Origin of the sequence: Vibrio sp. THAF64 (assembly GCF_009363455.1) — a bacterium.
GTDB lineage: Bacteria > Pseudomonadota > Gammaproteobacteria > Enterobacterales > Vibrionaceae > Vibrio > Vibrio coralliilyticus.
Window position 1 is genome coordinate 2,590,637 of the sequence record NZ_CP045355.1, and the last position, 26,533, is coordinate 2,617,169.

Below are 26,533 nucleotides of genomic sequence, written 5' to 3' on the forward strand. Positions count from 1 at the left end.
ATGTCAAACGGGCGTATTTTACACACCATGCTACGTGTAGGTGATCTAGATAAATCAATTCAGTTTTATACTGAAGTCATGGGAATGCAGCTACTACGCACCAACGAAAATAAAGAGTATGAGTACACTCTCGCTTTCTTGGGTTACGGTGATGAATCTCAAGGTGCTGTGATTGAACTGACTTACAACTGGGGCACAACAGAATACGATTTGGGTAGCGCATTCGGCCATATCGCGATTGGTGTTGAAGACATCTACAAAACCTGTGATGCCATCAAAGCCGCCGGTGGCAATGTCACTCGTGAACCGGGACCTGTAAAAGGCGGAACAACTCATATTGCTTTCGTAAAAGATCCTGATGGTTATATGCTGGAACTTATCCAAAACAAACAAGCGTCGGCAGGCCTTGAGGGATAATCGCCTCCACCATTGATTCTATAGGGCAGCATTTAGCTGCCCTATTATTTTTACTTTACATGATAATAATTATCATTTAATCTCGAAATATTGTGAATTCGGAGAGTTATAAGACAATGGGCATCACCGAGTGGGAAAAACACACGCTACTGGCTGATTTAGCAATGAACGATGATGATCACCTGCGTAGCATCCTTCACTACCAACAAGCGCTGACGTTAAGTGAGCGAATTGGTGATTCCAATGAGATTGATGTTGAAGACCGACTGATGATCTCTGTGATTTCCTGTCACAACATGGCTTCGTTTTGGCGAACGGTTGGCGATACTAAATACGAACTCAAATACCTTCAGCTAGCTTCAGAAAAAGTCCTTACCTTGGTGCCTCAATGTCCAAACAGCGACTGTGATGCCTTCGTCGACTCAATGGGCTGCTGTAAAAAAGCGCTGATCGAATTCATGAAACGACACCCAAATCCTAAGATAGCGAAACTGGTGCAGGATATAGACACTGCCACTAACTGTAACCTAATCGCTAAGTTCCGACTTAACTAATCGGAATGAACAGTAAAAAAGCCAGCATTACGCTGGCTTTTTTACTATCAGACTTGGGTCCGCCCCAGTGATATCACTACTCGGCGGTTTTTATCTTTACCAAGCGGTGAAGCGTTGTCTGCAACCGGACGACGGCGGCCGTATCCCTGAACTTGAATCCGATCCTCAGGTAAACCGAGCGATTTAAAGTAGTCACGCAGTACTTCCGCCCGTTGCTCAGACAAATTCTGGCTGGCGCTCTTACTTTCTTCATTCGAGGTGTATGTCGATACCAAGACCAAATCAATATCCTGATTATGGCGAATGTATTCTGCTATCTGTGCCAACCGTTTCTGCGACGCTTTGTTTAGCTGCACACTTGAACGGTCATAATGCAGAATGGTGAAAGCAATATCTTCAAAGCTATATGGCAGCAGATTTGCAATACAGTCGCTAAACGCATTGTAGGAGTGCTGGAACAAGACAGAAGACAATGAGACTTCTATACGCTGATCACGACTTTGCCATTCCTGATAACTAAAAGTTGGGTAACGCCCTTTTTCCAGCTCTGTGAGAATGCTCCATGCAGTTTGCCCACCTACATAACCATCAAACTGCTGGAAGAAACGAATATTAGTAATACGCTCAGCGCTGTCCCCTGGTCGCCATACGGGAGGCATTGAAACCAGAGACACATCTCGGGTTTTACCCATAGGGCGCTTCATCTTCAGCTCAAAATCGAGGTTGATCTTTTTGCTGGCATGGGATGAGAATACCGCGTCACCGTAATTTGGAATCGGGTGCACCATGCGACACTCTAGTGGCGTATTTGCAATCATCTGCCACTGTGACTGCTGGGGTTTAGCAGCATAGCGAACATCCATTGCCGAAGCGGAGCTGGCAACAGAAGCAAGTGTTAATGTTAGGCTAGTGGCTAACAGTCTTTTCATGGGGTACGGATTCTCTTACTTAGCACGGCGCAATGTTGCCGCTGATACTTCTACAACACCTACAATGCAAAAACCTCGCCAAGAACGTAGTGATTGGCTGCACTTCTATCAATAACAACGGAACGTTATTAATTAGACAATCCGGTTTTTCTTGCCCTGAGAATCTGCAATAATGCTGCCCTTGTCACATAATACTAGGCCAACATGACTGTAGAAAACGAAGCATTGACGCTCAAAAAACGATTTCGTGGCTATTTTCCTGTCGTTATCGACGTTGAAACCGCAGGGTTTAATGCCAAAACGGATGCACTGTTAGAAATCTGTGCCGTCACTCTTAAAATGGATGAAAATGGCGAGCTCCAGCCAGCTTCTACCATCCACTTCCATGTTGAGCCATTTGAAGGAGCAAACCTCGAGAAGGAAGCTCTGGACTTTAACGGCATTCATGATCCGTTTAGCCCATTGCGTGGTGCGGTACCTGAATCGGAAGCCCTCAAAGAAATCTACAAGCTTGTACGCAAAGAACAAAAAGCGGCTGATTGTAGCCGAGCAATTATGGTTGCACACAATGCAACTTTTGATCACAACTTTGTGATGGCCGCTAGTGAACGTAGCAAGCTAAAACGCGTCCCTTTTCATCCCTTTGCAACGTTTGATACCGCAACGCTAAGCGGGTTGGCTTATGGTCAAACTGTATTAGCCAAAGCGTGCAAAACCGCTGGGATGGATTTTGACAACAAAGAAGCCCACTCTGCCCTTTACGATACGTTAAAGACAGCAGAACTCTTCTGCGGCATCGTCAACAAATGGAAAGCTCTTGGTGGTTGGCCTTTGATCGACGAAGACGCAGAAAACAATAAATAAAAAAGTAAACACAACAATCGAGTAAACTATGAATCCTGTTGTAATTTCAGTATGTATCATGCTGCTTCTGGCACTGATGCGCGTGAATGTCGTGGTTGCCCTGACATTCAGTGCTATCGTCGGTGGCCTCGTTGCTGGCATGGACCTAAATGATGCTGTTGCTGCATTTGAAAGTGGCCTAGGTGGCGGTGCAACGATTGCACTCAGCTACGCTATGCTTGGGACATTCGCTGTCGCTATCTCTAAATCGGGGATCACCGATTTACTGGCAAACAGTGTCATCAAACGTATTCACGGTAAAGAAAACGGCTCTGCTTCGACAGGTCTTAAGTACGCAGTGTTAATCGCACTAATCTTAGTGACTATGTCTTCTCAGAACGTCGTACCTGTGCATATCGCCTTTATCCCTATTCTTATTCCACCTCTGTTAGGCGTTTTTGCGAAGCTCAATCTAGATCGTCGTATGATTGCCTGTGTGCTGACGTTCGGTCTAGTAACACCCTACATGGTGTTACCAGTTGGCTTTGGCGGTATCTTCCTTAATAACATCCTGCTCAAAAACCTGCACGATAATGGCTTGGAGTCCGTCGTCGCAAGCCAAGTCCCTGTCGCTATGTTGCTGCCAGCAGCAGGTATGATCTTCGGTTTATTAACAGCCATTTTCTTTAGTTACCGTAAGCCTCGTCAATACAAGGAAACGGAGCTGACACACGTTGAAGAAAACACGCCGTCAATCAACAAAAAGAACATCCTAATTGCTTGTGCTGGTATCATCGCTGCACTTACTGTCCAGCTAACCACAGGTTCAATGATCATTGGTGCCCTAGCAGGTTTCATGGTCTTCACGTTTGGTGGTGTTATCGCTTGGAAAGAAACCCATGACGTGTTCACTAAAGGCGTGCACATGATGGCGATGATTGGCTTCATCATGATTGCCGCCGCTGGTTTTGCTGCCGTAATGAAGCAAACAGGTGGAGTAGAGTCTTTGGTAGAAGCACTATCGACTAGTATCGGTGATAACAAACCACTAGCCGCTCTTCTTATGCTGGTTGTTGGCCTCTTGGTCACTATGGGCATTGGCTCTTCGTTCTCGACTATCCCGATCATTGCAACGATCTACGTACCACTGGCTGCAGCATTTGGTTTCTCGCCAATGGCAACAATTGCTCTAGTTGGTACAGCGGCTGCATTGGGTGACGCGGGTTCTCCAGCCTCTGACTCAACACTTGGCCCTACGTCTGGCCTGAATGCTGATGGTCAACATGAACACATTTGGGAAACCGTAGTGCCGACGTTTGTTCACTACAACATCCCATTGATTGTGTTTGGTTGGATTGCGGCTATGGTTCTATAACCGAGCCAAAAGCAAAACAACAGACATAAAAAAAGCTGACTTTGATAGTCAGCTTTTTTATTACCTATTGGAGGTTACTTAGCGTGTTTGTCTGCCACCGCAGACAGAACTGGTACCATATCTTTCAGCAGCTCTTCTTCTACAGGCTTACCTGAAGAGTCAGTAACGTTGATAGAAGTACGGTTACCTAAATCACCAAATAGGAAAGTATAAGTCCCTGATGAAAGGCCAATCGGCTTAACGCCAACCTCAGTCCAGAATGCATCATCTGGTGCAGCGTACTTAGCTTTCACTGTCCCTTGTGATTGGTTGCGCTCTTCAATGGTGAAGCCCATTTCAGGGAGAAGCTTAGGCAGACGAGGCCACAGCACGTTATAAGGAGTACGTGCGATGATCACTGGGAAGCCACTACGGTCTGTGCCCATAGAGATCGGGATCTGCTTAACCAGCTCTTGAGCACGACGAGCTGCTTCCTCACGAATATCCAAGTCGTAACGAGCAGTCACTAGGTTGGTCATCAAGGCGTTATAGCGCTCTTTATTCGTCGCGGAGACTGGCATTTGTTTGCCTGCTTCGCGCCAATCAATCAAAGAGATCTTAAAGCCATAGCGATTGTTCGCTTCAACACTGGTGATTTCATAGCGAGAACCGATTTCAGCGTCTTCGTCTTCAGACTGCCAGCTAACCCAATCCGTCTCGATACGGTTATCCGTTTGCTCACGAATAGCAATGTTCTGCTCTTGCAGCATCTTCAGCGCCGTTTGCCAGACCTTATCCAGCTCATCTTCACGCAATAACCACAACGTTACTTCGCCATTCTTTCGCTCTGCACGCGCGCCTGGGATCAGCTCCAGAACCTGTTGTGGTGGGCGAATATCCACATCACGACCAACACCACCACTAAACTCTCCTTGAGGGATCTGGTAGTTAGTGTAGTTGCGCGGGTTCACACCTTCGATGTTATTCCACTCAGTCAGAGGCGGAGTATTGAGGTAATCAAAATCGTCCTTCGCCTGACGACGCTGAGTTGCGTCACCAGAACAGGCACTTAAAACAAAAACAGCTAGCGAACTAACAACTAGCTGGTGAGACAATTTCATTGAAACTCCTGATAAGTAAATGCCGAAGCTTTGTGCTTCGGCAATTCATTCTGATTTAGTAGATGCAAGCTTCCGTCATTGCCTGTGCCACAATTGGACGAGCATTTTCAGACAACTCTGTCAGCGGCAGTCTTAAGTCACCGTGAGCAATCAAGCCCATCTTGTGCGCAGCCCACTTAACTGGAATCGGGCTCGACTCAACAAACAGATTCTTATGAAGCGGCATCAAGCGTTGGTTGATAATCTCGGCTTCTTCGTACTTACCTTCAAGGGCAAGCTTCATCATTTTCGCCATATCTTCCGCCGCGATGTTATTCGTAACTGAAATCACACCCTGGCCACCTTGCTTAACAAAATCAAGGCCACTCGAATCATCACCACTTAGTAAGATAAAATCTTCGCCACAAAGTTCACGGTGAATTGCAATTCTGCTTAAATCACCCGTTGCATCTTTTAGCGCCACGATATTATCGATTTCTGCCAGACGAGCAACTGTTTCTGGCAACAAATCTACTGCGGTGCGACCTGGCACGTTGTAGAGGATTTGTGGCACGTCGCTTTCTTCAGCAATCGCCTTATAGTGCTGGAACAAACCTTCCTGAGTTGGCTTGTTGTAATACGGCGTCACACTCAGACAACCTGCGATACCAGAGTTGTTTAGTAAACGACTGAAAGTGACTGATTCATGAGTAGCATTCGCTCCTGTCCCCGCAATCACAGGAATACGACCTTCAGCAAATTCTACCGCTTTGGTAACAACCTTGACATGCTCTTCAACGGTTAACGTTGCAGATTCACCTGTTGTGCCAACGGCCACAATTCCATCTGAGCCAGATTCGACGTGAAAATCCACAAGTTTTTTCAGGCTTACGTAATCTACTTCGCCATCATTATTAAACGGTGTAATTAACGCTACGATACTTCCTGAAAACATGTCTTTCTCCCTAATTTAGATACTTTCTGCATGGTACTGTAAGGCGATTGAAAAAGACAAGGGATTAAACCCGCTTAAATCACCTATTTGAGTGAATATTTATCAGATGTTAGAACTTTGGCAACTTACGCCTTTTTTACAGCCCGTTGTCAGCCTGAGGTTAGAAATATCAAGCCCTCAGGCAGGGTCAGTAACGAGTGCAGAAAATTGCATCAGATTTCTGTTGAGCGGACATTTTTCTCTTCAGTAACTGTGCTAAGCTATCTCATTAATAATCATAACAATGCTCGAAGTGATATTATGACTCAACATCTGGTGATTACAGCGGTAGGAACGGACCGCCCCGGTGTCTGCAACCAAGTGGTTCACCTGGTCACACAATCTGGATGCAATATTGTTGATAGTCGCATTGCGCTTTTTGGCAACGAATTCACCCTCATTATGCTGCTTTCCGGCAACAATGCAGCGGTCACTCGCGTCGAAACTACACTGCCTTTATTAGGTCAGGAACTTGATCTCATCACCATGATGAAACGTACATCTCAACATGCTCATGCTGACAACTCTTACAGCTTGGAAGTCTTTGTTGAGTCTGATGATGAAGTTGGGCTGACAGAGAAATTCACTCAGTTCTTCGCTGATAAAAATATTGGTCTTGCATCACTCAGCGCGCAGACCATAGATAAAGCGAAAATTCAGTCTACGCAAAACCAGTTCCATATTGCTATCACGGCCACTGTTGATGCAGATTGTAATTTGATGCAGTTGCAGGAAGAATTCGAAGCATTGTGCTCAAGCCTTGGCGTTCAAGGCTCATTAAACTTCATAAAGAACAGTCAATAAAAAGGAAAATCAATGAACACGCTAACAGCTGGCACTCCGGCTCCGGCATTTTCCCTGCTGGATCAAGACGGCAACACAGTGTCACTCAGTGACTTTGCTGGTAAAAAGATTCTTTTCTACTTCTATCCAAAAGCGATGACTCCAGGCTGTACAGTACAAGCACAAGGTCTGCGCGATACTAAAGCAGAACTGGATGCTCATAACGTTGTAGTGCTGGGCGTCAGCATTGACCCAGTAAAACGCCTAGGTAAGTTTATCGAGCGTGACAACCTCAACTTCACTCTGTTGTCTGATGAAGACCACGCAGCCGCAGACCAATTCGGTGTTTGGGGTGAGAAGAAGTTCATGGGTAAAGTGTATGACGGCCTACACCGCATCAGCTTCCTTATCAATGAAGAAGGTGTGATTGAGCACGTATTTAATAAGTTCAAAACCAAAAATCACCATGAAGTGGTTTTGGATTACTTGAATGAAAATAAGTAATCTCTACTCATAAAAAACGCCAGCTTGTCGCTGGCGTTTTTTGTTTCTTTAACCTTAAACAATAAACTTGTTCAGTATTGCATCTTGCTCTCGGACATTTTCCGTCTGTACCTGCATGGCAATATTGGCGTTTTCTGCGGAGTCGGCTACCTGTGTCGACAGATCTTTGATCTTCACCGTATTGCTGTTGATCTCTTCCGCCACCAAGCTCTGCTCTTCTGCCGCAGAAGCAATCTGCATGTTCATGTCAGTAATGCTCTGAATCGCATCACGAATGCGTTGCAAGGATTCATTTGCCGCTTGAGCTTTATCCACCGCATCCACCGCTGTGTTCTTGCTTTCATGCATTGCTGCTGACACTGAGCTTGCGCCCGCTTGTAGCTGCTCAATCATACTGCGGATTTCAGTTGTCGATTCCTGAGTACGCTGCGCGAGCGTTCGAACTTCATCCGCTACAACTGCGAAACCTCGACCAGACTCACCAGCACGTGCTGCCTCAATTGCCGCATTCAAGGCTAGCAGGTTCGTTTGATCGGCAATGTCGTTAATCACTTTAAGGATGGTTTCGATGTTCGCTGTCGCAGATTCCAGACCTTGTACTTCTTCAACCGCTTGATCGATTCGCGCCGACAATGCATCAATCGATGACGTGGTAGCACTCACCACTGAAGAGCCTTGTTGTGTTGCTTCATCGGCGTCTTTCGCTGCACCAGCGGCGCCTTGAGCGTTATTTGCAACTTCTGTTGCCGTCACAGCCATTTCGTTCATCGCTGTAGCAAGCTGCTCAAGCTCCTGCAGTTGGCTACGCATCGCTTCTGCTGACTCTTGTGAGCCCTGAACCGTCATTTCAGTCCCGCGCAGAATTTCAGCACCAATCGCTTTCGACTGCTGAATCTGCTTCTGCAAGGTCTCAGTAAAGGTATTGAAGCCTTCTGCCAGCTCAGCAAACTCTTTGTCAGTGTTCGTATCCAAACGTTTGGTTAAGTCACCCTGACCGGAAGCGACATCTTTGATCGCTTCATTAAGTGTACCTAGAGGGCGCATCAGGAACTTAATCAGGAAGCTCAGTACCACAACACTCAATACAACACTGATTACTGCGTATAGAATCGAGCTGCTACGCATATCGTCAATAGCCGCAAACGCAATACTCTCATCAACAATTGCACCGATATACCAGTTTTCACTTGGTACTTTGGTAAAGTGGATAAGGTATGACTGACCATCTTTTTCTATACGCTGGTTGCCTTCTTTAATGCTAGCTTCTGGCAAATAAGTGGAAAGATTTTGGCCATTATTCTTGGCATCAGGGTGAGCGATGGTTGTACCGTCAGCGGTGATAATAAACAAATACCCCGCATCGAGCAGATTAGCGCTATTAACTAAATCCGCTAAGCCTGTCAGTTCTAAATCATAAAACATGGCTGCGGTAAACTGGCCGTTGTCTCGAACAGGTGTACCGATAGAAATGATGACTTTCTTCGAGGAAACATCAACATAAGGCGCTGTGACTACAAGCTTGCCTTGGGCTTTAGCATCTTTATACCAAGGTCGGACACGCGGATCATAATCAGGACCAGCTTCCCAGCCATCATCATTTTCTACAACAAAACCATCCGCTTCATAGCCATATCCTACAGCCAAGAAGCTACCTTTCAGGTTTGGTTTCTCAAGAATATCTTTAACGCGTGCTTTGTTTTGAGGGTCAAGTTCAATAACCTCGGTAGTGGATTGAGCAAGAGACTTCTTACTCTCCATTTCTGAAGTGACGGTGTTTTTTACCCCTTTCACCATCTCAATTAGACTGGTATCGACCAAGTCCTCTACTTCATCCTTTACTGTATTAAGTTGTTGCACCGAAAGTAACACAACGGTTACTAACAGCAATGCTGATGATGCAGCAACGATCTTTTGACTAAATCTCATAGTGTCCCTCAAAGATTAATTCGTTTTTTAATTTATAGTTGTTATGTCGTATCTATTATTATCGTCCTAACCACAGCAGACTTAAGAAATTTCTTACAAAATTCATACTTTGTAAAACAATCTTTTAAAAAGTATATACCGTTTGCGCAAATAAAAAGCCTCAAAGCGAAAGCTTTGAGGCTTTTTATTTGATGAAATTGTAATTTGGCCTATCCGGGGTGTGAATAGACTTCGTCTTCGTCGTTACTTGGCAGAGCATTCCACACCGCTTTCACTAAGGTTGCTAACGGGATAGCAAAGAACACGCCCCAGAAGCCCCACAACCCTCCAAAGACCAGTACGGCAACAATGATAGCAACTGGATGCAAGTTCACCGCTTCAGAGAACAGAACCGGAACCAGAACATTTCCATCCAGGGCCTGAATGATGCCATAGGCAATCAGCAGCCAATAGAATTGAGGAGTCAGCCCCCACTGGAACAAGCCAACCATTGCCACAGGTACTGTTACCGCAGCCGCACCGATATACGGAATCAACACAGATAGACCGACTGCAACAGCAAGTAGTACCGAATAGCGCAAATCTAAAATTGCGAATGTCACATAACTCACACCGCCGACAATCAGAATTTCCATCACTTTGCCGCGAATATAGTTAGAGATTTGATCGTTCATTTCATGCCAAACTTTGGTTGCCAGCTTACGGTTGCGCGGTAATACACCACTCGCCATGGCAATCATCTCTTGCTTATCTTTGAGCAGGAAAAACACCAGTAGTGGCACCAGAATCAAGTAAACCGCCAGTGTTGCAATGCTCACTAAAGACGCTAGAGAACCCTTAACGACCGTCTCACCCATCACGATCACTTGGTTCTTCGCGTTGGTCACTAGCGATTCGACAATCTGGAAATTATCCAATTCAGGATAACGTTGCGGTAACTCTGCAATCACCTTTTGCAGCCCAGTGTACATGGAAGGAATATCATTGATGAGATTGCCGACTTGCTGCCAAATCGTCGGGACCAGGCCAAATACCGCCACCATCATTAAGCTCGTAAAACCAAGAATAACCAAGATGACCGATAACGTTCTTGGAATACCCAAGCGGGACAACTGAGAAACAGGCCATTCCAATAAGTAAGCCAAAACAATCGCAACAAGCAAAGGCGCAATAAGATTGCCGAAGAAATAAATCGTGATAAAGCCGAAGAGCAGAATCGCAACCAAGCTCACAGCATGTGGATCAGAAAAACGTCGCTTGTACCAACGACTCACCATCTCAAACATTCGACAAGGTTCCTTTAGTCACTTGCAAACAGTAATAACTATCCAACTCTTCGCAGACCAACTCGAAGGATTGCTTAAGCAGGAAATGTTTTATATCTGACATAGAACTGGGGTCTGAAACATAAATGGTTGTTTGTTGTCCTTCACACAGCCCTTTAGTGTGACGCTTGGCAAGTAATAGTGCCATAGGGCAGCGCTCTTGACGCAAATCCAAAAGATTCAGTTCCATTCTTCAGCCCGATGCTTATCATAGGAGGAATATTGTATAGTGTTTTTTTCCAAGCGTCAGTGCAAATACACCGATGCATCGAAAAGTTTCACTTTGACATAACTCAATTCAATGGAACACTTTACACTCGATAGATGAATGATAGGCGCATAATTCACAAAACAGCAGCCAATCGACGGTGAAACCATCTCAGTAAAAGAGTGTCAAAAAGCTATACCTCCAGCCTGACACCGTTCATTATAACCAAATGACTCAGACTGAGTGGATAGACCAAATGATCATGGAGTATCACCAATAAAATATGTTTAGACGTACGCGCTCACTTGTCTGCTTATGCGTCGCAGCTTCGCTGGGTATACAGACACCAACCTACGCCAATACACTCGATTTACCTGATATTGGTACGGCAGCCAGTAGCACTTTGACCATAGATCAAGAGCTACAATACGGTGACGCCTACATGCGCATGCTGCGTAACAACCAGCCTATCGTCAATGACCCAGTTCTGAATGAATACATCGACAGCTTAGGCCATCAGTTGGTTGCTAGCGCCAGTGACGTAAAAACCCCGTTTACCTTCTTTATGATCCGTGACCGTAATATCAACGCCTTCGCGTTTTTTGGTGGTTACGTAGCTCTGCATACCGGGCTATTTCTTCATGCCAAAAGTGAAAGCGAGTTGGCTTCCGTTGTCGCACACGAAATAGCGCACGTTACTCAACGCCACCTCGCACGCAGTATGGAAGAACAGGCAAGACGATCTCCCGCGACAATGGCGGCATTGGCAGGCTCACTGCTTCTCGCTATCGCTGCGCCTGAAGCGGGTATCGCAGCGATTACCGCAACCACTGCTGGTAATATTCAGGGCCAGATAAACTACACACGTAGTAACGAGAAAGAAGCCGATCGCTTTGGTATCGACACGCTAGCCAAAGCTGGGTTTGACGTCAATGCGATGCCACGTTTCTTCAGTCGCTTAGCCGATGAATACCGATACGCCAGTAAACCACCTCCAATGCTGCTGACGCACCCGCTGCCGGAAGATCGTATTACCGACAGTCGAGCGAGAGCGCAAAACTATCCGGCGAGAAGAATTGACCCATCACTGAATTACAACCTTGCTCGCGCTCGTATTGTCGCCCGCTATGCTGGCATCAGTGCCAAAGCCGCCATGGATTGGTTGACTCGCACAGAGAAGAAAGCGCCAGCAAGCCTGAAATCTTCTTTCCAATATGGCCGAGCTCTGGTTCACTTAGACAACAATGAACTGGATGAAGCTAACACGATTTTACAATCCTTGATCCAACAGCAACCGGACAACAACTTCTACCTAGACGCCATGTCCGATTTGTATATTGCGCAGAAAAAGGCTGGTGAAGCAGAGAAAATGCTGCAGACAGCGTTGAAAAGTAAGCCAAACAACGCCGTATTAACCATCAATTATGCTAATGCTTTGATGAAACAGGATAAAAATGCAGAAGCGGTTCGTGTCCTTCAGCGCTACACCCATGACAATCCTAACGATGTGAATGGTTGGCATTTACTGTCTGAAGCCAGCATTCATCTTGGCCGAAGTGACGAAGACCTCGCTGCTCGCGCGGAAATTTTAGCTTTGAAAGCTAATTGGAATAAGGCGATTCAGTATTACACTCAAGCCAGTCAACTGGCCGAACTTGGCAGCTTAAAGCAAGCACGCTACGATGCACGCATCGATCAGCTTATGGTTCAGCGCGATCGTTTTATGGCTCTACAATAATGATGGAACGGATAGAACACCGTTCCCAATAACTCGGAGACTCAACTTATGTCAGTCGTGATTTATCACAACCCTCGTTGCTCAAAAAGCCGCCAAACCTTGGCACTTCTCGAAGAAAAAAATATCCAACCAGAAATCATCAAATACCTCGACACACCACCGAGCGTGGCTGAGTTGAAGTCACTTTTCACACAACTCGGCCTAAATGATGTTCGCGCTATGATGCGTACTAAAGAAGACATCTACAAAGAGCTCAATCTAGCAGATGCGACAGACGAACAACTATTCGAAGCCATGGCTGCTAATCCAAAACTGATTGAACGTCCAATTGTCGTTAGCAATGGTCAGGCAAAACATGGTCGTCCACCAGAGCAGGTTCTCGATATTCTATGAGTTGCCAGATTGTCGTCCTTTATTACAGCCGACACGGTTCTACCCGCGCATTAGCGCGGCAAATTGCCAGAGGGATAGAATCTATCCCTCACTGCGAAGCCTTGATTCGTTCGGTTGAAGACATAGATGAAAGGCAACAAGCTCAAGATCCTGTAGTGACTTTAAATGAACTAAAAGCCTGTGATGGCCTAGCGATGGGTAGCCCGGTCTGGTTTGGCAACATGTCCGCATCACTCAAACACTTCTGGGACCAGACGACGTCTTTGTGGGTCTCTGGAGATTTGATCGATAAGCCTGCATGTGTCTTTAGCTCCTCTTCCAGTTTACATGGCGGGCAGGAAACGACATTGCAAACCATGATGTTACCTCTGTTACACCACGGAATGATGATCTTAGGGATTCCTTACTCTGAGCCGACGCTGCATACCACGCAAACCGGTGGAACACCTTACGGCGCAACGTCTGTGACTCACGACGGGGCTTCACTCAGTCAAGATGAAATCGAACTGGCTCAACAACTCGGTAAACGCTTGGCGACCACTGCGTTAAAAATGAAGGACTGATGCATGCAGGAAATGCAATCACAAACCAAACTATTCCGGCTTCTGGCGTTATGTGGAAACCTCGGTCTGCTTGCTTGGGTGGCCCTGTGGCAACTTAGCCTATCTCCTCACCCTCACATCAGCGGCATTACACTTGCCATTGCCTGGAGTATTCCTCTGCTGTTGCCGTTACCCGGCATTCTTGCTGGTAAACCGTACACACACGCTTGGGCCAACTTCGTGCTGATGCTGTACTTTCTGCATGCGTTAACCATTCTTTATATCGATGGTGGTGAGCGCTGGCTAGCAGGTATAGAACTAATCCTTACAGCAGCGGCCTTCGCCGGTAACATTCTTTATGCACGCTCCCGTGGTAAAGAGTTAGGGCTTAAGCTCAAACGGTTATCGAAAGTCGAAAAAGAAGAAAAAGAACGATTCGAATAAAAAAGGTCTGGCATTTGCCAGACCTTTTTCGTTATTCAATTGCGTCTTCGAGCGCTTCTTGAACCTCTTCTGAATCTATCAATTCAGCTTCATGCTCTATTTCTGTCGCGGGAGCCCCTAACCATTCAAATGTCAGAATTTGCTCCGATGGAATGACAGCTGGAACCTCAACAGGAGTGTCAATATTCGGTTGCGCTCCACTGACCGAATCATCAGGCGATTCAATTTGTGGTTCGTCAATAACAACGGGTTGAGACTCAGTGCTATTTTCCAGTTGAGTCACCTGCCCCATACGGCTGACTTCCTGCTCAAATTCCGCTTGAGAAGCCAACAGATGCACGTTGAACGTTACCTGATTACCTTGAATCTTTAGAATATCCGTTGCGGCTACTGAGCTGAGTTTTTTCAGCTGTTTCTCTAACGTGAAAAAATCCACCGCATTATTTAACGAAGTAAAACGAACTTTCACAGTTTCAGAAGACTCACTTGCAACGACTACTGCGCTCTTTCTCGCATAGTAGTCACTGATCTGGTTCACCATCTTAGTCGCAGAATCCGCACCGCTGTTTGAGCCAGATACTGGTGCTTGACGCGTTATACCAATCGTGGTGGGTTTTTGGTCGTACAAAGTCCAACGTAGCGAGTTACCCTGTACTCTCACAACCAATACAGCATCAACAGGGTAACGTTGGCTTGCTTCACCAACAGGGCGCGCAAAACCGCCCCAAAGGTCAGAGGCAGCTACACCTGTAATATCATCAAAATCTCCAACTGGAACCGTCAGCGGTAGGCCGCGCTTTTCGGCTTCCACTTTCATCTGGCCAAGCACTGGTGAATCAGAATGTTCCCAGCTGATATTACGATCATATTGAGTCTCTTCAACCAACCAAACCAGCAGATTGGCGCGAGCAGCAGGCCAAATAGGTAATTGAGCCTGACTTAACAGAGAACGGATATGAGGCGCACTGAAACCCAAACGAAGTGTTTGCTGGCCATCAAGTTGCCCATAACTGATTTGCGAAAGGTACTGAGAGTTTTGTTTCAGAGCCTTTTGCACGACCTGATTTGATACCGCACTTTGATCGCCAGAAGCACGGACGATAATCTCTTTCATCCCATCCACACGAGCTTGGGCATCCGCATTTTCAACGCTTTGATCAAGTACAATCTCTGTCTGATATAAATCTACATTGGTCAAAGCAGCGGCAGGGAATCCCACCAGCCCTAAAGCCAACAAAACTAAATGGCGCATAGCTTTCCTAAGGTCAATTCTTCATTGCAGCTTCGGATGATAAGCAACTATCCAATCTTGAGCAACTAAAGGTCGGATTTATGTGTTTTGGCACCCTTAAACCATCACGCTTACTGATTGGTTAATTATTGTTTATTTGATCCACTTCAGATTGCAAACGATTGCCAAGGTGATAAAATCCCGCGAATTTTATTTTTCTGTTGAGTATTTACCTACTGCTCTTCGATTCACCACATAAAGGAATAAGCCATGAAAAACGCCATTCAAGGTGCGCAGATGCTATTTGTCGCATTTGGGGCTCTCGTGTTGGTCCCACTGCTGACAGGATTAGATCCTAGTGTCGCTCTATTTGGTGCAGGTGTCGGAACCCTTCTTTTCCAACTTGTTACTCGCCGCTCTGTTCCTATCTTCCTTGCCTCATCTTTTGCTTTTATTGCACCTATTCTTTACGGAGTTCAAACTTGGGGTGTACCTGCAACTATGGGTGGTCTAATGGCGGCCGGTTGTGTATACGTTGCAATGGGGGCGCTCATTAAAGTACGCGGTGTAGACATTATTCATAAGTTACTGCCGCCCGTTGTAGTCGGTCCGGTCATCATGGTGATTGGTTTAGGTCTCGCACCCGTCGCTGTGAACATGGCTCTCGGTAAAGTAGATGGGGCACAGGTCATTGATGCAAATGCCTCGCTGGTCATCTCAGTAGCCTCGTTGTTAACAACTATCATTCTGAGTGTTTTCGCCAAAGGCTTCCTGAAGTTAACACCGATTCTGGGCGGTATCGTTGTCGGTTATGCGCTAAGCCTTAGTTACGGTATCGTTGACTTTACGCCAGTCCATGAAGCAGCTTGGTTTGCATTACCAAACTTCACTACTCCGGAATTTAACATCAACGCCATCTTATTCATGATTCCCGTCGCCATTGCGCCTGCGGTTGAACACGTAGGAGATATGTTGGCAATCTCGAACGTAACAGGTAAGAACTACATCAAAAAGCCAGGATTGCATCGCACTATCGCAGGTGACGGGGTGGCAACCATTGCCGCTTCTATGGTTGGCGCACCGCCGAATACCACCTACTCAGAGGTAACGGGTGCGGTCATGCTGACTAAAGCGTTTAACCCTGTCATCATGACTTGGGCAGCAGTGAGCGCAATTGTCTTAGCACTGGTAGGTAAGCTTGGTGCGGTTTTACAAACCATTCCTATGCCTGTCATGGGCGGCATTATGATTCTGCTGTTTGGTTCAATTGCAACTGTCGGCTTAAACACACTTATTAAGAATAATGTCGACCTGCACAAATCCCGCAACCTAGTTATCGTTGCGATCACCCTAGTATTTGGTATCGGCGGTATGGCTTTTGGTATTGGCGAATTTAGCCTGCAAGGCGTCAGCTTATGTGGCATCGTTGCAATACTACTTAACCTCCTCCTTCCAAAAGATTTGGGCGAAAACCACGTCGTGGATAACGCTCAAATGGAAGACGAAGCCAAGTAGAATCGAAAAAGGGTTGATGTATGGACATCAACCCTTTTTAAAAGAACCTATCAGACGATAAGAATCGCTCGTTACAGACACAGCTCTGCAAATTGCCCACGAGTCAATGTAGCCAAATCTTTCGGTGCTAATTCAATTTCCAAACCACGCTTACCAGCACTGACACAAATAGTCTCTCTGTTTACCGCACTCTGATGAATAAAAGTAGGCAACGCTTTTTTCTGACCAAGCGGGCTAATTCCTCCCACCACGTAACCCGTCGTTTTCTGCGCGATCTCAGGATTCGCCATTTCTGCCTTCTTAGCTTTAGCGGCTTTAGCGGCAAGCTTCAGATTCAGTTTTTGGTCGACCGGAATTACAGCAACCGCCAAGTTTTTAGGCTCACCGTTCATACAAAACAGCAAAGTCTTAAACACTTGCTCCGGATCTTGCCCCAATGCTTCAACCGCCTCCAAGCCATAGCTATCTGCACGAGGGTCGTGATCATACTGATGAATGGTATGGGTGACTTTTTTCTTCTTAGCGAGATTGATTGCCGGGGTCATCTTGATTCCATTGGGTAAATAACAAAAAAGCGCTGCAAAATGTGCAGCGCTTTTAAGTTAATGAGATTTCGAAGTTTTAGTCAACTTACTTGTAAACAATCTCGCCAGCAGGTGCGTACTTGTTAACATCAACTGGGCTGTTCGCTTCTAGATACTCTTTTAGGACCTCAGCGTCTACGAAACCGGTATTAACGTAACCAGGGTGACCTGTAAGTTTAGGGTAACCATCACCGCCCGCTGCGTTAAAGCTTGGGATTGTGAAGCGGTAAGTCTCATCTAAACGAAGCTGTTCGCCACCGATAACAACATTAGATACCTGACCGTTTGCTACTGTCATAGAGATACCAGCAAACTGTGCGTACGCGCCAGAATCAACAGGTTTAGTTGCAACTACGTTTAGGTAGTCCAGAACTTCTTTACCCGTCATGTCAGTGTAAGTCAGGATGTTAGCGAATGGTTGTACAGTCAGTACGTCTTTGTACGTTACATCGCCGCCTTCAATAGAGTCACGAACGCCACCAGAGTTCATTACCGCGAAGTCCGCTTTTGCACGCTCCATGTGAGCAGTTGCAATCAGACGGCCTAGGTTAGTTTGCTTAAAGCGAACGACGTTACGATCACCTTCAAGCTTGCCGTTAGTTTCTGCAATCTTCACATCCAGCTGCGCTTTACCTTTTTCTTGGTAAGGGCGTAGGAATTCAAGCAGTTCTTCGTCTTGCTTGATTTCATCTTCAATAAGAACACGTTGCTTCTTACCGTCGATCTTAACTTTCTTCTTCAAGTTAACTGGGATCAGGTCGTAGCTCACCATTTCTAGCTCACCGTTACGGAATTCGTAATCAGCACGACCTACGTATTTACCCCACTCGTGAGCCTGAACAATGTAAGTACCATTTTGTAGGTCTGGCTTACACTCGTCAGAAGGTTTGAAGTTCTTCTTAACAACGTTTGGCGCTTCCATACATACTGGCTCTTGAGAGTGACCACCTACGATCATGTCCAGAGAGCCTTCGTCTAGGTAGCGAGCAAGAGCCACGTCACCCGGAGCATTAACACCACGCTTACCATCTTCGTAGTGGCCCATGTGAGTCACAGCAAAGATCAGATCTGGTTTTTCAGTTTCTTCGATCTCAGCGATCAACTTCTTCGCTTCTTCTTTAGGATCGCGGAAGTCGATACCACCAATGAATTCTGGGTTACCAATCTTAGCCGTATCTTCAGTAGTCAGACCGATTACAGCAATTTTAATACCCTGCTTATCAAACATCTGGTAAGCCTGGAACATACGCTCGCCAGTTTCTTTGTCGTAGATGTTTGCAGATAGCATTGGGAAGTTTGCCCACTCTTTCTGCTTAAACAGAACTTCAAGCGGATTATCAAATTCGTGGTTACCTAGCGCCATTGCATCGTAACCGATCTTGTTCATGCCTTTGAAATCTGGCTCGGCATCTTGCAGGTCAGACTCTGGAACACCTGTATTGATGTCACCGCCAGATAGTAGTAGCACGCTACCACCGTCAGCTTCTACTTCTGCACGCAGCTCGTCAACCAACGTTTTACGAGCAGCCATGCCGTACTCACCATATTTGTTCTGCCAGAAACGACCGTGGTGGTCATTAGTGTGCAGAACTGTCAGCTTATAAGTTTTGTCCGCTTCCCACTCTTGCTGAGGTGCTGTCGCACAACCAGCTAGAGTTGCAAGAATCGCTGCGCTTAGTGCGGTTTTTACAATCAGGCGTTGCTTCATTGTCATACCTTTGAATTTTTGGGGATTTCCACTGCTTTATACTGAGTTTGTTGAACAGACGCGCTCAGCAACCAATAACTGAGAACTCAGTAAAACTTGAACTAGTTTAAATTAAGCCGTTAGGGGTGACATCTTGATTTCATATTTATGCCGCTTAGATCACCCTAATTGACATTTAAGTGTGTAACAAAGCAGCACAATTGCACCTGTTCTACCAAATGATCACAAGCAAACGTTTTACTGTGAGTTAACATCACTGAACAGCAAATGTGAGATTGAGCGTTTACTCAACAAAGAAAGGGAACATGACTTCTTCTTGTTAGGGTTCTAAGGGATTTGGGGAGTAATCAGAAACAAAAAAGCTAGCCAATTTGGCTAGCCTTTTTCTTAACAATGAATACTTATTTGATGTCGATGTGGTCGAAACCTTTAATCAGATCGTCCAACGCTTTCATTTGCGCTAGGAAAGGTTCCAGCTTGTCTAAAGGCAATGCTGATGGACCATCACATTTTGCCTGATCAGGATTCGGATGCGCTTCAATAAACAGACCCGCAATACCAGTCGCCAGACCCGCTTTTGCTAATTCAACAGTCTGTTCACGACGACCGCCAGATGCAGCACCTGAAGGGTCACGCATCTGAAGTGAGTGGGTCACATCAAAGATGATTGGGCTACCTTTTGACGCTTTCTTCATCACACCGAAACCCAGCATATCTACCACTAGATTATCGTAACCGTGACAAGAGCCGCGCTCACATAGAATGATGTTGTCATTGCCACACTCGCTGAATTTATCAACGATGTTACCCACTTGACCTGGGCTCATGAACTGCGGTTTCTTAACGTTAATCACAGCGCCAGTTTTTGCCATCGCTTCAACAAGGTCAGTTTGACGAGCCAAAAATGCAGGTAGCTGAATCACGTCAACCACGTCAGCAACAGGCTGTGCCTGAGCCTCTGTGTGTACATCAGTGATAATTTTCACACCAAATGTATCTTTCAGCTCTTGGAAGATTTTCATACCTTCTTCCAGACCTGGACCACGGTATGAATGAACAGAACTGCGGTTTGCTTTATCGAATGACGCTTTGAACACGTAAGGGATGCCAAGCTTTTCTGTCACTTTGACATAGTGCTCACAGATCTGCATAGCCAGATCACGAGATTCAAGAACATTCATACCTGCAAACAACGTAAACGGTTTGTCGTTAGCTACAGGGATATCACCAACGTGAACGATTTTCTGTTCCATTTTTTTCTCTCTATTTCTTTATGTATGCCAACCTGCAGCTGGACTTAGTGAAGTGTCACCTGAGTTTCACTCATGGCGTTGACTTGATTCTTTAACAACTCAGCCGCCGGATCATCAGGGCACTGGTCAATAAAATATTGGTAATCGGTCAGCGCAACCTGATGGCAGTCTAGCTGCTGGTAGATAAAACCACGATCGCGAATTTCATACGGATCATCAGGTACAAACGTTAGTGCTAAATCGGTACATTTCAAAGCCAAAGTATAGCGCTCTTCACGAAGTAAAGCGCTCTTGAGCAATGCTAGCCAACGACCGATAACCGTTGGATTATCCACAGACTTAAGATGTTCAGGTTCCAAGGTCGCCAGAGGGCCACTATGCCCAATTAGCCACGCACCCAGTACGTGCTTAGAAACATATTCACCATTGAATGGATTAATAAACTGTGGGCGCTCACCATACCATTCCAGCTTCAGCAAAAACTGGCTTGGAAAGGTCACACCACTGATTGGAAAACCTAGCTTGCGCCCGAGGTACAGTAATAGTGCCCCCAAGCTCACCGGAATACCTTTGCGACGCTCCAAGACTTTATCAATGAAAGCATTGGACGAATCGTAGTAGGCTTCCTGATCACCAGTGAATCCCCACTCGTGATAAAAGAGACGCAGCAAAGCGTCGAAACGCTGCTTTTCGCCGATCTCTTGGCTTAATCTCAGCTCAGCTTCTTTTAGTAATCGATGCAGTTCTTTCTCTGCCCACTGGTCATTGGTCGACGGGTTGATCGCTTTGTTTAAGATCAGCGCCCCTTCTGCCAGTTCAATAGCATCAAAATCTTCATCAAATAACTCAAGCATGAATATTACCTAGTACGCCTTAACCTAAAAATAATGGTGCTTTACTTACAGCCACCTTACCTGCCATCGCTAACCAACCTAGCGCGCCAAAGAAGGAAAATGTACGTAGTAGCTTATTTTTACCCAACTTAAGAGCAAAGAAACCCAGTGCGATGTACGCCAGCACACAGGTAATTTTCTCCGTCAGCCAAGGGGCTGCGGCTGTAAAAGGAATAAAGCCAGTGATAAAAATCAGACCAATACCCGACAACAGTAAACATGTGTCATTGATGTGAGGGAAGACTTTGAAAAACTTCTTCTCTAGCAGTTTGGAATTGGCCATCATCATCGCATAGCGAACAGACAATAAAGTGGCACTGATTGCTATCGTTAACAGATGAAAGTGCTTTAAACCTTCGTACATAATTATCTCTCTTGCTTCTCTGGAGAAAATTGACCTATGGTTACGCGGTCGTTTTCGCCGTAGTCTTTATAAGTTGTAATGTTTTGGTACCCCAGTGAGCCTAAAATCTCTCTCACTGCCATACCTTGATCGTAACCGTGCTCAAACATCAGCCAGCCATCACACTGCAGAAAGCTCAGTGCCTGACTCGAAATGTGCTTGATATCAGCCAACCCGTTGTCTTTCGCCACTAAAGCACTCAACGGTTCAAATCGCACATCTCCCTGCGCCAGATGCGGGTCATGCTCTTCAATATAAGGAGGGTTTGATACTATTAGAGCAAACTTTGTACCAGTTCCTACCGGTTCAAACCAGCTGCCTGATAAAAATTGTGTATTGCGAATACCCAGATGCTCGGCATTAGACTCAGCCAGCTGTTTGGCTTCTTGCTTGAGATCAACACCCCAAACTTGACGGTTTGGTAGCTCCGACGCAATGGCGAGTGCAATCGCGCCAGTTCCAGTACCCAAATCTAGAATATCACCCTGATTTTCAACCGCTTTCTCTAAAGCAATTTCAACCAAACGCTCTGTATCTGGACGTGGAATAAGTGTGCTTGGTGCCACTTTCAGTGGCAGTGACCAGAACTCACGTTCACCGGTAATGTAAGCGACAGGTTCACCATTGATGCGACGCTGTAAGTTCGCTTCAAAAGCCAAGATTGCTTCTGAATCTAGGATTTTGTCAGGCCACGTAAGCAGAAAGGAGCGAGGTTTATTGAGGGTGTGGCAAAGCAATACCGCGGCATCAAGAGAGGGCGAATCACTGCCACTCTCTTGAAGCTTGTCTACGGCACTCTTTAGTGTGTATTCAACACTATGTGGTGCAGTCATTGATTAGTTGTTCTCAGCCAGCGCCGCTAATTGGTCAGCTTGATGCTCTTGGATAACAGGATCAACTAGACTTGCTAAATCCCCTTCCATCACTTCATTGAGACGATAGATAGTCAGGTTGATACGGTGGTCGGAAACACGGCCTTGTGGGTAGTTATAGGTACGGATACGGTCACTACGATCGCCTGAACCTAACAGGTTACGACGAGTATCTGACTCTTCCGCAGCACGTTTAGCTTCTTCGGCCTGGATAATACGTGCCGCCAGTACTGACATCGCTTTCGCTTTGTTTTTGTGCTGAGAACGCTCATCCTGACACTCAACAACAGTACCTGTTGGTAAGTGAGTAATACGAATTGCAGAATCCGTGGTGTTAACGTGCTGACCACCAGCACCCGACGCACGAAAGGTATCAATTTTCAGGTCTGCTGCTTTGATTTCTGGGATTTCCGCTTCTGGGATCTCCGCCATAATGGCGACAGTACATGCAGAAGTATGTACACGGCCTTGTGATTCAGTCGCTGGGACACGCTGAACACGGTGACCACCTGACTCAAACTTCAACACGCCGTAAGCACCATCACCAGAAACTTTTGCAATCATTTCTTTGTAGCCGCCATGTTCTGCTTCATTAGAAGACATGACTTCAACACGCCAACCTTTCTTCTCAGCAAACTTGCTATACATACGGAATAAATCGCCTGCAAAAATACCGGCTTCATCACCACCCGCACCCGCGCGGATTTCTAGGAAACAGTTGCGATCATCGTTAGGATCTTTTGGTAGTAGCAGAATCTGTAGCTCGTCGTTAAGACGCTCGATAGTTTCCTGTGCTTCTTTGATCTCTTCCTGAGCCATCTCACGCATTTCAGCGTCGTCTTCCTTAGCCATTTCTTCAGCCGCGACTAGGTCTTCCTGTGCTTGCTGATAAGCTTGGAAACACTTTGTCACTTCCTCTAGCTGAGAGTACTCTTTTGACAAGGCGCGGAATTTATCTTGGTCGCCGATCACGTCAGGATCGCCAAGCAGGTGTTGAACTTCTTCGTATCGTTCAACCAGTGTTTCTAGCTTAGTTAGAATCGAGGCTTTCATAGTTTTCTTAACTCAGGGTTCGATAGATTGGCCGTTTTCACGTCCAATGAAATTAGGAGTCTTCCAGACCCAAACTTTGTCTTAATGTGGCGAGCTTAGCCGGCTCACCTTGTTCTGCAGCACTTTGCAATGCTCGGGTCGGCGCATGAATCAGCTTGTTAGTGAGCTTATTACTCAGCTCCAGCAATACTTTTTCCGGATCAGTCCCCGCTGCCAAAGACTGCAAACTTTTATTCAGTAGATCTTCTCTGATGTCATTGGCCGATTTTCGATAATCTCGAATACTGTCGACGGCTTGAAGAGAGCGCAGCCATGACATGAACGTGGCACTCTCTTCACTGACGATCGCTTCCGCTTGTATGGCTTCAACTTTTCGCTGCTCCATATTGCTTTCGACAATCGATTGCAGATCATCTACAGAGTAGAGATACGCATCATCAAGCTCAGCCACTTGCGATTCAATATCACGAGGCACCGCAATATCCACCAACAAAATGGGTTGATGACGGCGGGCTTTCAGCGCACTTTCCACCATCCCTTTACCAATGATTGGCAGCGGGCTGGCCGTGGAGCTTATCACAATATCAGCACGAGGAAGATGATCAGGTATTTCTGGCAAGCCAATGATTTGGGCACCAAACTGCTCAGCAAGTGGCAATGCACGCTCTCTGGTGCGGTTGGCAACAATCATTTTGCTACAACCATTGCTTGCAAGGTGTTTCGCCACTAGCTCAATCGTCTCACCAGCACCAACCAAAAGCACCGTAGAATCTTCAAGTGACTCAAAAATGTGCTTGGCCAATGTACAGGCCGCGTAAGCAACAGAAACGGCGTTGCCACCAATATCCGTTTCGGTACGGACACGTTTTGCGACAGAAAAAGTCTTCTGAAATAGCTTTTCCATCGCGGTATCAACCGACTTGTGTTCACGAGAGTCTGAATAAGCCTGCTTAACCTGCCCTAGAATCTGAGGTTCACCAAGCACCAGAGAATCCAAACCGCAGGATACACGCATCAGGTGACGAATCGCCGCCTGCTCTTCGTGTACATACAAACTGGGTTTCAGGTCTTCAGGGCTCACCTGGTGAAACTGAGCGAGCCAATCCACTACTTTGCTTTTACCAGAAGATTTGACGTCACAGTAGATTTCAGTGCGGTTGCAGGTTGAAATGATCACACTGCCATTAACATGCGGGTTATCGCCCAGTTGCTTAAGTGCTTGAGGTAACTTCTCCGGTCCGAATGCGACTTTCTCTCGCAACTCTACCGAAGCCGTATTGTGGTTAATACCTATAGCAAGCAAAGACATGTAATCAGGGTTCTCGTTTTCAGCGAATGAACAAATAAGGACGGAATTTTACTTGATGGCCCGATTTAATTAAAGGGTATTCGGGATATGTTTTCATGACTTCGTGATTTCAATGATATAGTGTAGCGCAAGACAAGGACTCAAATGGATAAATAACCAACAATGACGACCTATTTTCGTCCCTTCTTTATCTTTCTGTTCAGTAGTTTAATTCTTGCGGGATGTGCAACTCTTGACACCAGCACCACCAATGTCGAGTGGCAAACACACCAACAACGCCTGAACAGTATCAGCCAATACCAAGCTAACGGAAAACTGGGCTACATTTCACCACAGCAGCGCCAGTCACTCAATTTTCAGTGGAAACACAGCCCCGATTTCAGCCAGCTTAGGCTCACCACTTTTATTGGTCAAACGGCACTGAACCTGAAAATTACACCGAGTGGTGCTTCGGTAGAAACGTATGAAGACGAAACCTACACTTCACACGATGCCCAATCGCTAATTTATCGCCTAACAGGGCTCACCCTACCTGTCGAGCAACTCAATAACTGGTTCTTAGGTAGCCCAATTGACGCTGATACATACCGACTCAATGACACCAATACTCTGGCTTCATTGACTAAGCAGGTGAATGGGCAAACCTGGCAACTTGATTACCTTAACTATCAAGATATCCAGTATCAGGGCAGCGCTTTACCATTGCCACAGAAGCTCAAGCTGAAACAAGGCGACATTTCAATCAACATCGTTATATCCAAATGGAATCTTGATCAATGATCAGCGAAACAACGCATTGGCCTTCACCGGCAAAACTGAACCTTTTCTTATATATCACAGGTCGCCGCGACAACGGCTATCACGAATTACAAACCTTATTCCAGTTTGTTGATCATGGTGACACCCTCACCATTACCGCCAATCAGAGTGGTGAAATTCAATTAACACCCGATCTGCCGGGCGTAGCTGTTGAAGATAACCTGATTTGGCAAGCTGCGATGGCACTGAAGGCGAAAACAGGCTGTTCATACGGTGCCCAAATCGAGTTAGATAAAGTGTTACCAATGGGCGGAGGCATTGGTGGTGGCTCATCAAACGCTGCCACAGTATTAGTCGCCTTGAATCACCTTTGGCAGACTAAACTGACTGAGCAACAGCTGGCCGAGATTGGATTGAAGCTTGGTGCAGACGTACCTGTCTTCACACAAGGTTTTGCCGCGTTTGCTGAAGGTGTCGGTGAAGAGCTCACAAAAGCAGAACCTGAAGAAAAGTGGTATTTGGTCGTTAGACCGGATATAGCCATCGCAACGGCAGATATTTTTACGCACCCTGATTTAACTCGAAACACTCCAAAACGTGACCTGGCAACACTTCTTGACAGCCATTACGTAAACGATTGCGAAAAAATTGTTCGAATGCTGTACCCAGAGGTTGATAAGCAACTTTCATGGCTGCTACAATACGCGCCGTCAAGACTGACAGGGACCGGATCCTGCGTTTTTGCTGAGTTTTCGAGCCAAAATGAGGCCAACAAGGTTCTTGAACAATTACCTGACAATGTCTCTGCTTTTGTGGCTAAAGGGAAAAATATTTCTCCTTTATACGAGACACTGGCTAAGTATCGCTTAGCCCACAATATATCTATCTAAATACTGGAC

28 protein-coding genes are annotated in these 26,533 nt (G+C 46.1%); 13 read left to right on the forward strand and 15 right to left on the reverse strand.

What is annotated here, in order from left to right:
• Positions 1-417, forward strand: coding sequence for a lactoylglutathione lyase (gloA, locus tag FIU99_RS11940; RefSeq protein WP_006963077.1), 417 nt, complete (start codon positions 1-3; stop codon positions 415-417).
• Positions 418-533: 116 nt separating this feature from the next.
• Positions 534-971, forward strand: a complete 438-nt coding sequence (locus FIU99_RS11945; RefSeq protein WP_006963078.1) for a DUF2753 domain-containing protein — start codon at positions 534-536, stop codon at positions 969-971.
• Positions 972-1,018: 47 nt separating this feature from the next.
• Here the strand turns inward: FIU99_RS11945 and FIU99_RS11950 are convergent, their stop codons facing one another.
• Positions 1,019-1,900, reverse strand: coding sequence for an OmpA family protein (locus FIU99_RS11950; protein WP_006963079.1), 882 nt, complete (start codon positions 1,898-1,900; stop codon positions 1,019-1,021).
• Positions 1,901-2,104: 204 nt separating this feature from the next.
• On the opposite strand from FIU99_RS11950, the gene rnt reads away from it, so the two are divergent.
• A complete protein-coding gene (gene rnt, locus FIU99_RS11955) occupies positions 2,105-2,764 on the forward strand; it encodes a ribonuclease T (protein WP_006963080.1) in 660 nt (219 codons plus the stop codon).
• A gap of 28 nt (positions 2,765-2,792) precedes the next feature.
• A complete protein-coding gene (locus tag FIU99_RS11960) occupies positions 2,793-4,118 on the forward strand; it encodes a Na+/H+ antiporter family protein (RefSeq protein WP_006963081.1) in 1,326 nt (441 codons plus the stop codon).
• 74 nt (positions 4,119-4,192) lie between these two features.
• On the opposite strand, the gene bamC is transcribed toward FIU99_RS11960, so the two are convergent.
• Together bamC and dapA are read right to left on the reverse strand one after the other, a co-directional pair.
• Positions 4,193-5,218: an outer membrane protein assembly factor BamC gene (gene bamC, locus FIU99_RS11965; RefSeq protein ID WP_006963082.1), complete on the reverse strand. Its 1,026-nt coding sequence runs from the start codon at positions 5,216-5,218 to the stop codon at positions 4,193-4,195.
• A gap of 55 nt (positions 5,219-5,273) precedes the next feature.
• On the reverse strand, positions 5,274-6,152 hold the full coding sequence (gene dapA / locus FIU99_RS11970; RefSeq protein ID WP_006963083.1) for a 4-hydroxy-tetrahydrodipicolinate synthase: 879 nt from the start codon (positions 6,150-6,152) through the stop codon (positions 5,274-5,276).
• Between the two features lie 300 nt (positions 6,153-6,452).
• Here dapA and FIU99_RS11975 point away from each other — a divergent pair, with 300 nt between their 5' ends.
• Entirely contained in the window at positions 6,453-6,995 is a 543-nt protein-coding gene (locus FIU99_RS11975) for a glycine cleavage system protein R (protein ID WP_006963084.1), read from the forward strand.
• Between the two features lie 12 nt (positions 6,996-7,007).
• Positions 7,008-7,478, forward strand: a complete 471-nt coding sequence (bcp, locus tag FIU99_RS11980; RefSeq protein WP_006963085.1) for a thioredoxin-dependent thiol peroxidase — start codon at positions 7,008-7,010, stop codon at positions 7,476-7,478.
• 54 nt (positions 7,479-7,532) lie between these two features.
• On the opposite strand, the gene FIU99_RS11985 is transcribed toward bcp, so the two are convergent.
• The 3 genes from FIU99_RS11985 to FIU99_RS11995 all read right to left on the reverse strand — a co-directional run bounded on the left by FIU99_RS11985 (position 7,533) and on the right by FIU99_RS11995 (position 10,919).
• The gene (locus tag FIU99_RS11985) at positions 7,533-9,404 is read right to left on the reverse strand and encodes a methyl-accepting chemotaxis protein (RefSeq protein WP_006963086.1); all 1,872 of its coding nucleotides are present in this window, start codon (positions 9,402-9,404) and stop codon (positions 7,533-7,535) included.
• Between the two features lie 209 nt (positions 9,405-9,613).
• The gene (locus FIU99_RS11990; protein ID WP_006963087.1) at positions 9,614-10,690 is read right to left on the reverse strand and encodes an AI-2E family transporter; all 1,077 of its coding nucleotides are present in this window, start codon (positions 10,688-10,690) and stop codon (positions 9,614-9,616) included.
• Positions 10,683-10,919 carry a sulfurtransferase TusA family protein gene (locus FIU99_RS11995; RefSeq protein ID WP_006963088.1) on the reverse strand — a complete coding sequence of 79 codons (237 nt, stop codon included), beginning with the start codon at positions 10,917-10,919 and terminating at the stop codon, positions 10,683-10,685. Before FIU99_RS11995 ends, FIU99_RS11990 begins: the two co-directional genes overlap by 8 nt.
• Positions 10,920-11,220: 301 nt before the next feature.
• Here FIU99_RS11995 and FIU99_RS12000 point away from each other — a divergent pair, with 301 nt between their 5' ends.
• Genes FIU99_RS12000 through FIU99_RS12015 form a run of 4 tightly spaced genes read left to right on the forward strand, consistent with a single transcriptional unit; the run spans position 11,221 to position 14,054 of the window.
• Positions 11,221-12,675 carry a M48 family metallopeptidase gene (locus tag FIU99_RS12000; protein WP_039952595.1) on the forward strand — a complete coding sequence of 485 codons (1,455 nt, stop codon included), beginning with the start codon at positions 11,221-11,223 and terminating at the stop codon, positions 12,673-12,675.
• Positions 12,676-12,723: 48 nt separating this feature from the next.
• The gene (arsC, locus tag FIU99_RS12005; RefSeq protein WP_006963090.1) at positions 12,724-13,068 is read left to right on the forward strand and encodes an arsenate reductase (glutaredoxin); all 345 of its coding nucleotides are present in this window, start codon (positions 12,724-12,726) and stop codon (positions 13,066-13,068) included.
• Complete coding sequence (wrbA, locus tag FIU99_RS12010) at positions 13,065-13,631, forward strand: NAD(P)H:quinone oxidoreductase (RefSeq protein WP_006963091.1); 567 nt, start codon at positions 13,065-13,067, stop codon at positions 13,629-13,631. The genes arsC and wrbA overlap by 4 nt, the downstream gene beginning before the upstream one ends.
• 3 nt (positions 13,632-13,634) lie before the next feature.
• Positions 13,635-14,054, forward strand: a complete 420-nt coding sequence (locus FIU99_RS12015; protein WP_006963092.1) for a DUF2069 domain-containing protein — start codon at positions 13,635-13,637, stop codon at positions 14,052-14,054.
• Positions 14,055-14,085: 31 nt separating this feature from the next.
• Here FIU99_RS12015 and FIU99_RS12020 read toward each other — a convergent pair whose 3' ends face one another.
• Entirely contained in the window at positions 14,086-15,306 is a 1,221-nt protein-coding gene (locus FIU99_RS12020; protein WP_006963093.1) for a DUF2066 domain-containing protein, read from the reverse strand.
• A 249-nt stretch (positions 15,307-15,555) separates the two neighbouring features.
• Between FIU99_RS12020 and FIU99_RS12025 the strand changes: the two genes are divergently transcribed.
• Positions 15,556-16,800, forward strand: a complete 1,245-nt coding sequence (locus FIU99_RS12025) for a uracil-xanthine permease family protein (RefSeq protein ID WP_006963094.1) — start codon at positions 15,556-15,558, stop codon at positions 16,798-16,800.
• A 71-nt stretch (positions 16,801-16,871) separates the two neighbouring features.
• Here FIU99_RS12025 and ybaK read toward each other — a convergent pair whose 3' ends face one another.
• From ybaK to hemA, 8 genes are all read right to left on the reverse strand, one after another.
• Positions 16,872-17,345: a Cys-tRNA(Pro) deacylase gene (gene ybaK, locus FIU99_RS12030; RefSeq protein ID WP_006963095.1), complete on the reverse strand. Its 474-nt coding sequence runs from the start codon at positions 17,343-17,345 to the stop codon at positions 16,872-16,874.
• 85 nt (positions 17,346-17,430) lie between these two features.
• Positions 17,431-19,092, reverse strand: a complete 1,662-nt coding sequence (ushA, locus tag FIU99_RS12035; protein ID WP_006963096.1) for a bifunctional UDP-sugar hydrolase/5'-nucleotidase UshA — start codon at positions 19,090-19,092, stop codon at positions 17,431-17,433.
• Positions 19,093-19,493: 401 nt separating this feature from the next.
• Positions 19,494-20,345 carry a 3-deoxy-8-phosphooctulonate synthase gene (kdsA, locus tag FIU99_RS12040; RefSeq protein ID WP_006963097.1) on the reverse strand — a complete coding sequence of 284 codons (852 nt, stop codon included), beginning with the start codon at positions 20,343-20,345 and terminating at the stop codon, positions 19,494-19,496.
• Positions 20,346-20,389: 44 nt separating this feature from the next.
• On the reverse strand, positions 20,390-21,199 hold the full coding sequence (locus tag FIU99_RS12045; RefSeq protein ID WP_006963098.1) for a SirB1 family protein: 810 nt from the start codon (positions 21,197-21,199) through the stop codon (positions 20,390-20,392).
• A 19-nt stretch (positions 21,200-21,218) separates the two neighbouring features.
• Positions 21,219-21,602: a SirB2 family protein gene (locus tag FIU99_RS12050; protein ID WP_006963099.1), complete on the reverse strand. Its 384-nt coding sequence runs from the start codon at positions 21,600-21,602 to the stop codon at positions 21,219-21,221.
• Positions 21,603-21,604: 2 nt separating this feature from the next.
• Positions 21,605-22,474: a peptide chain release factor N(5)-glutamine methyltransferase gene (gene prmC / locus FIU99_RS12055; RefSeq protein ID WP_006963100.1), complete on the reverse strand. Its 870-nt coding sequence runs from the start codon at positions 22,472-22,474 to the stop codon at positions 21,605-21,607.
• Between the two features lie 3 nt (positions 22,475-22,477).
• Positions 22,478-23,566 carry a peptide chain release factor 1 gene (gene prfA / locus FIU99_RS12060; RefSeq protein ID WP_006963101.1) on the reverse strand — a complete coding sequence of 363 codons (1,089 nt, stop codon included), beginning with the start codon at positions 23,564-23,566 and terminating at the stop codon, positions 22,478-22,480.
• Positions 23,567-23,618: 52 nt separating this feature from the next.
• Positions 23,619-24,875: a glutamyl-tRNA reductase gene (gene hemA / locus FIU99_RS12065; protein WP_006963102.1), complete on the reverse strand. Its 1,257-nt coding sequence runs from the start codon at positions 24,873-24,875 to the stop codon at positions 23,619-23,621.
• Positions 24,876-25,037: 162 nt separating this feature from the next.
• On the opposite strand from hemA, the gene lolB reads away from it, so the two are divergent.
• Both lolB and ispE read left to right on the forward strand, forming a co-directional pair.
• The gene (lolB, locus tag FIU99_RS12070; protein WP_006963103.1) at positions 25,038-25,655 is read left to right on the forward strand and encodes a lipoprotein insertase outer membrane protein LolB; all 618 of its coding nucleotides are present in this window, start codon (positions 25,038-25,040) and stop codon (positions 25,653-25,655) included.
• On the forward strand, positions 25,652-26,524 hold the full coding sequence (gene ispE, locus FIU99_RS12075; RefSeq protein WP_006963104.1) for a 4-(cytidine 5'-diphospho)-2-C-methyl-D-erythritol kinase: 873 nt from the start codon (positions 25,652-25,654) through the stop codon (positions 26,522-26,524). Before lolB ends, ispE begins: the two co-directional genes overlap by 4 nt.
• Positions 26,525-26,533: the final 9 nt, after the last annotated feature.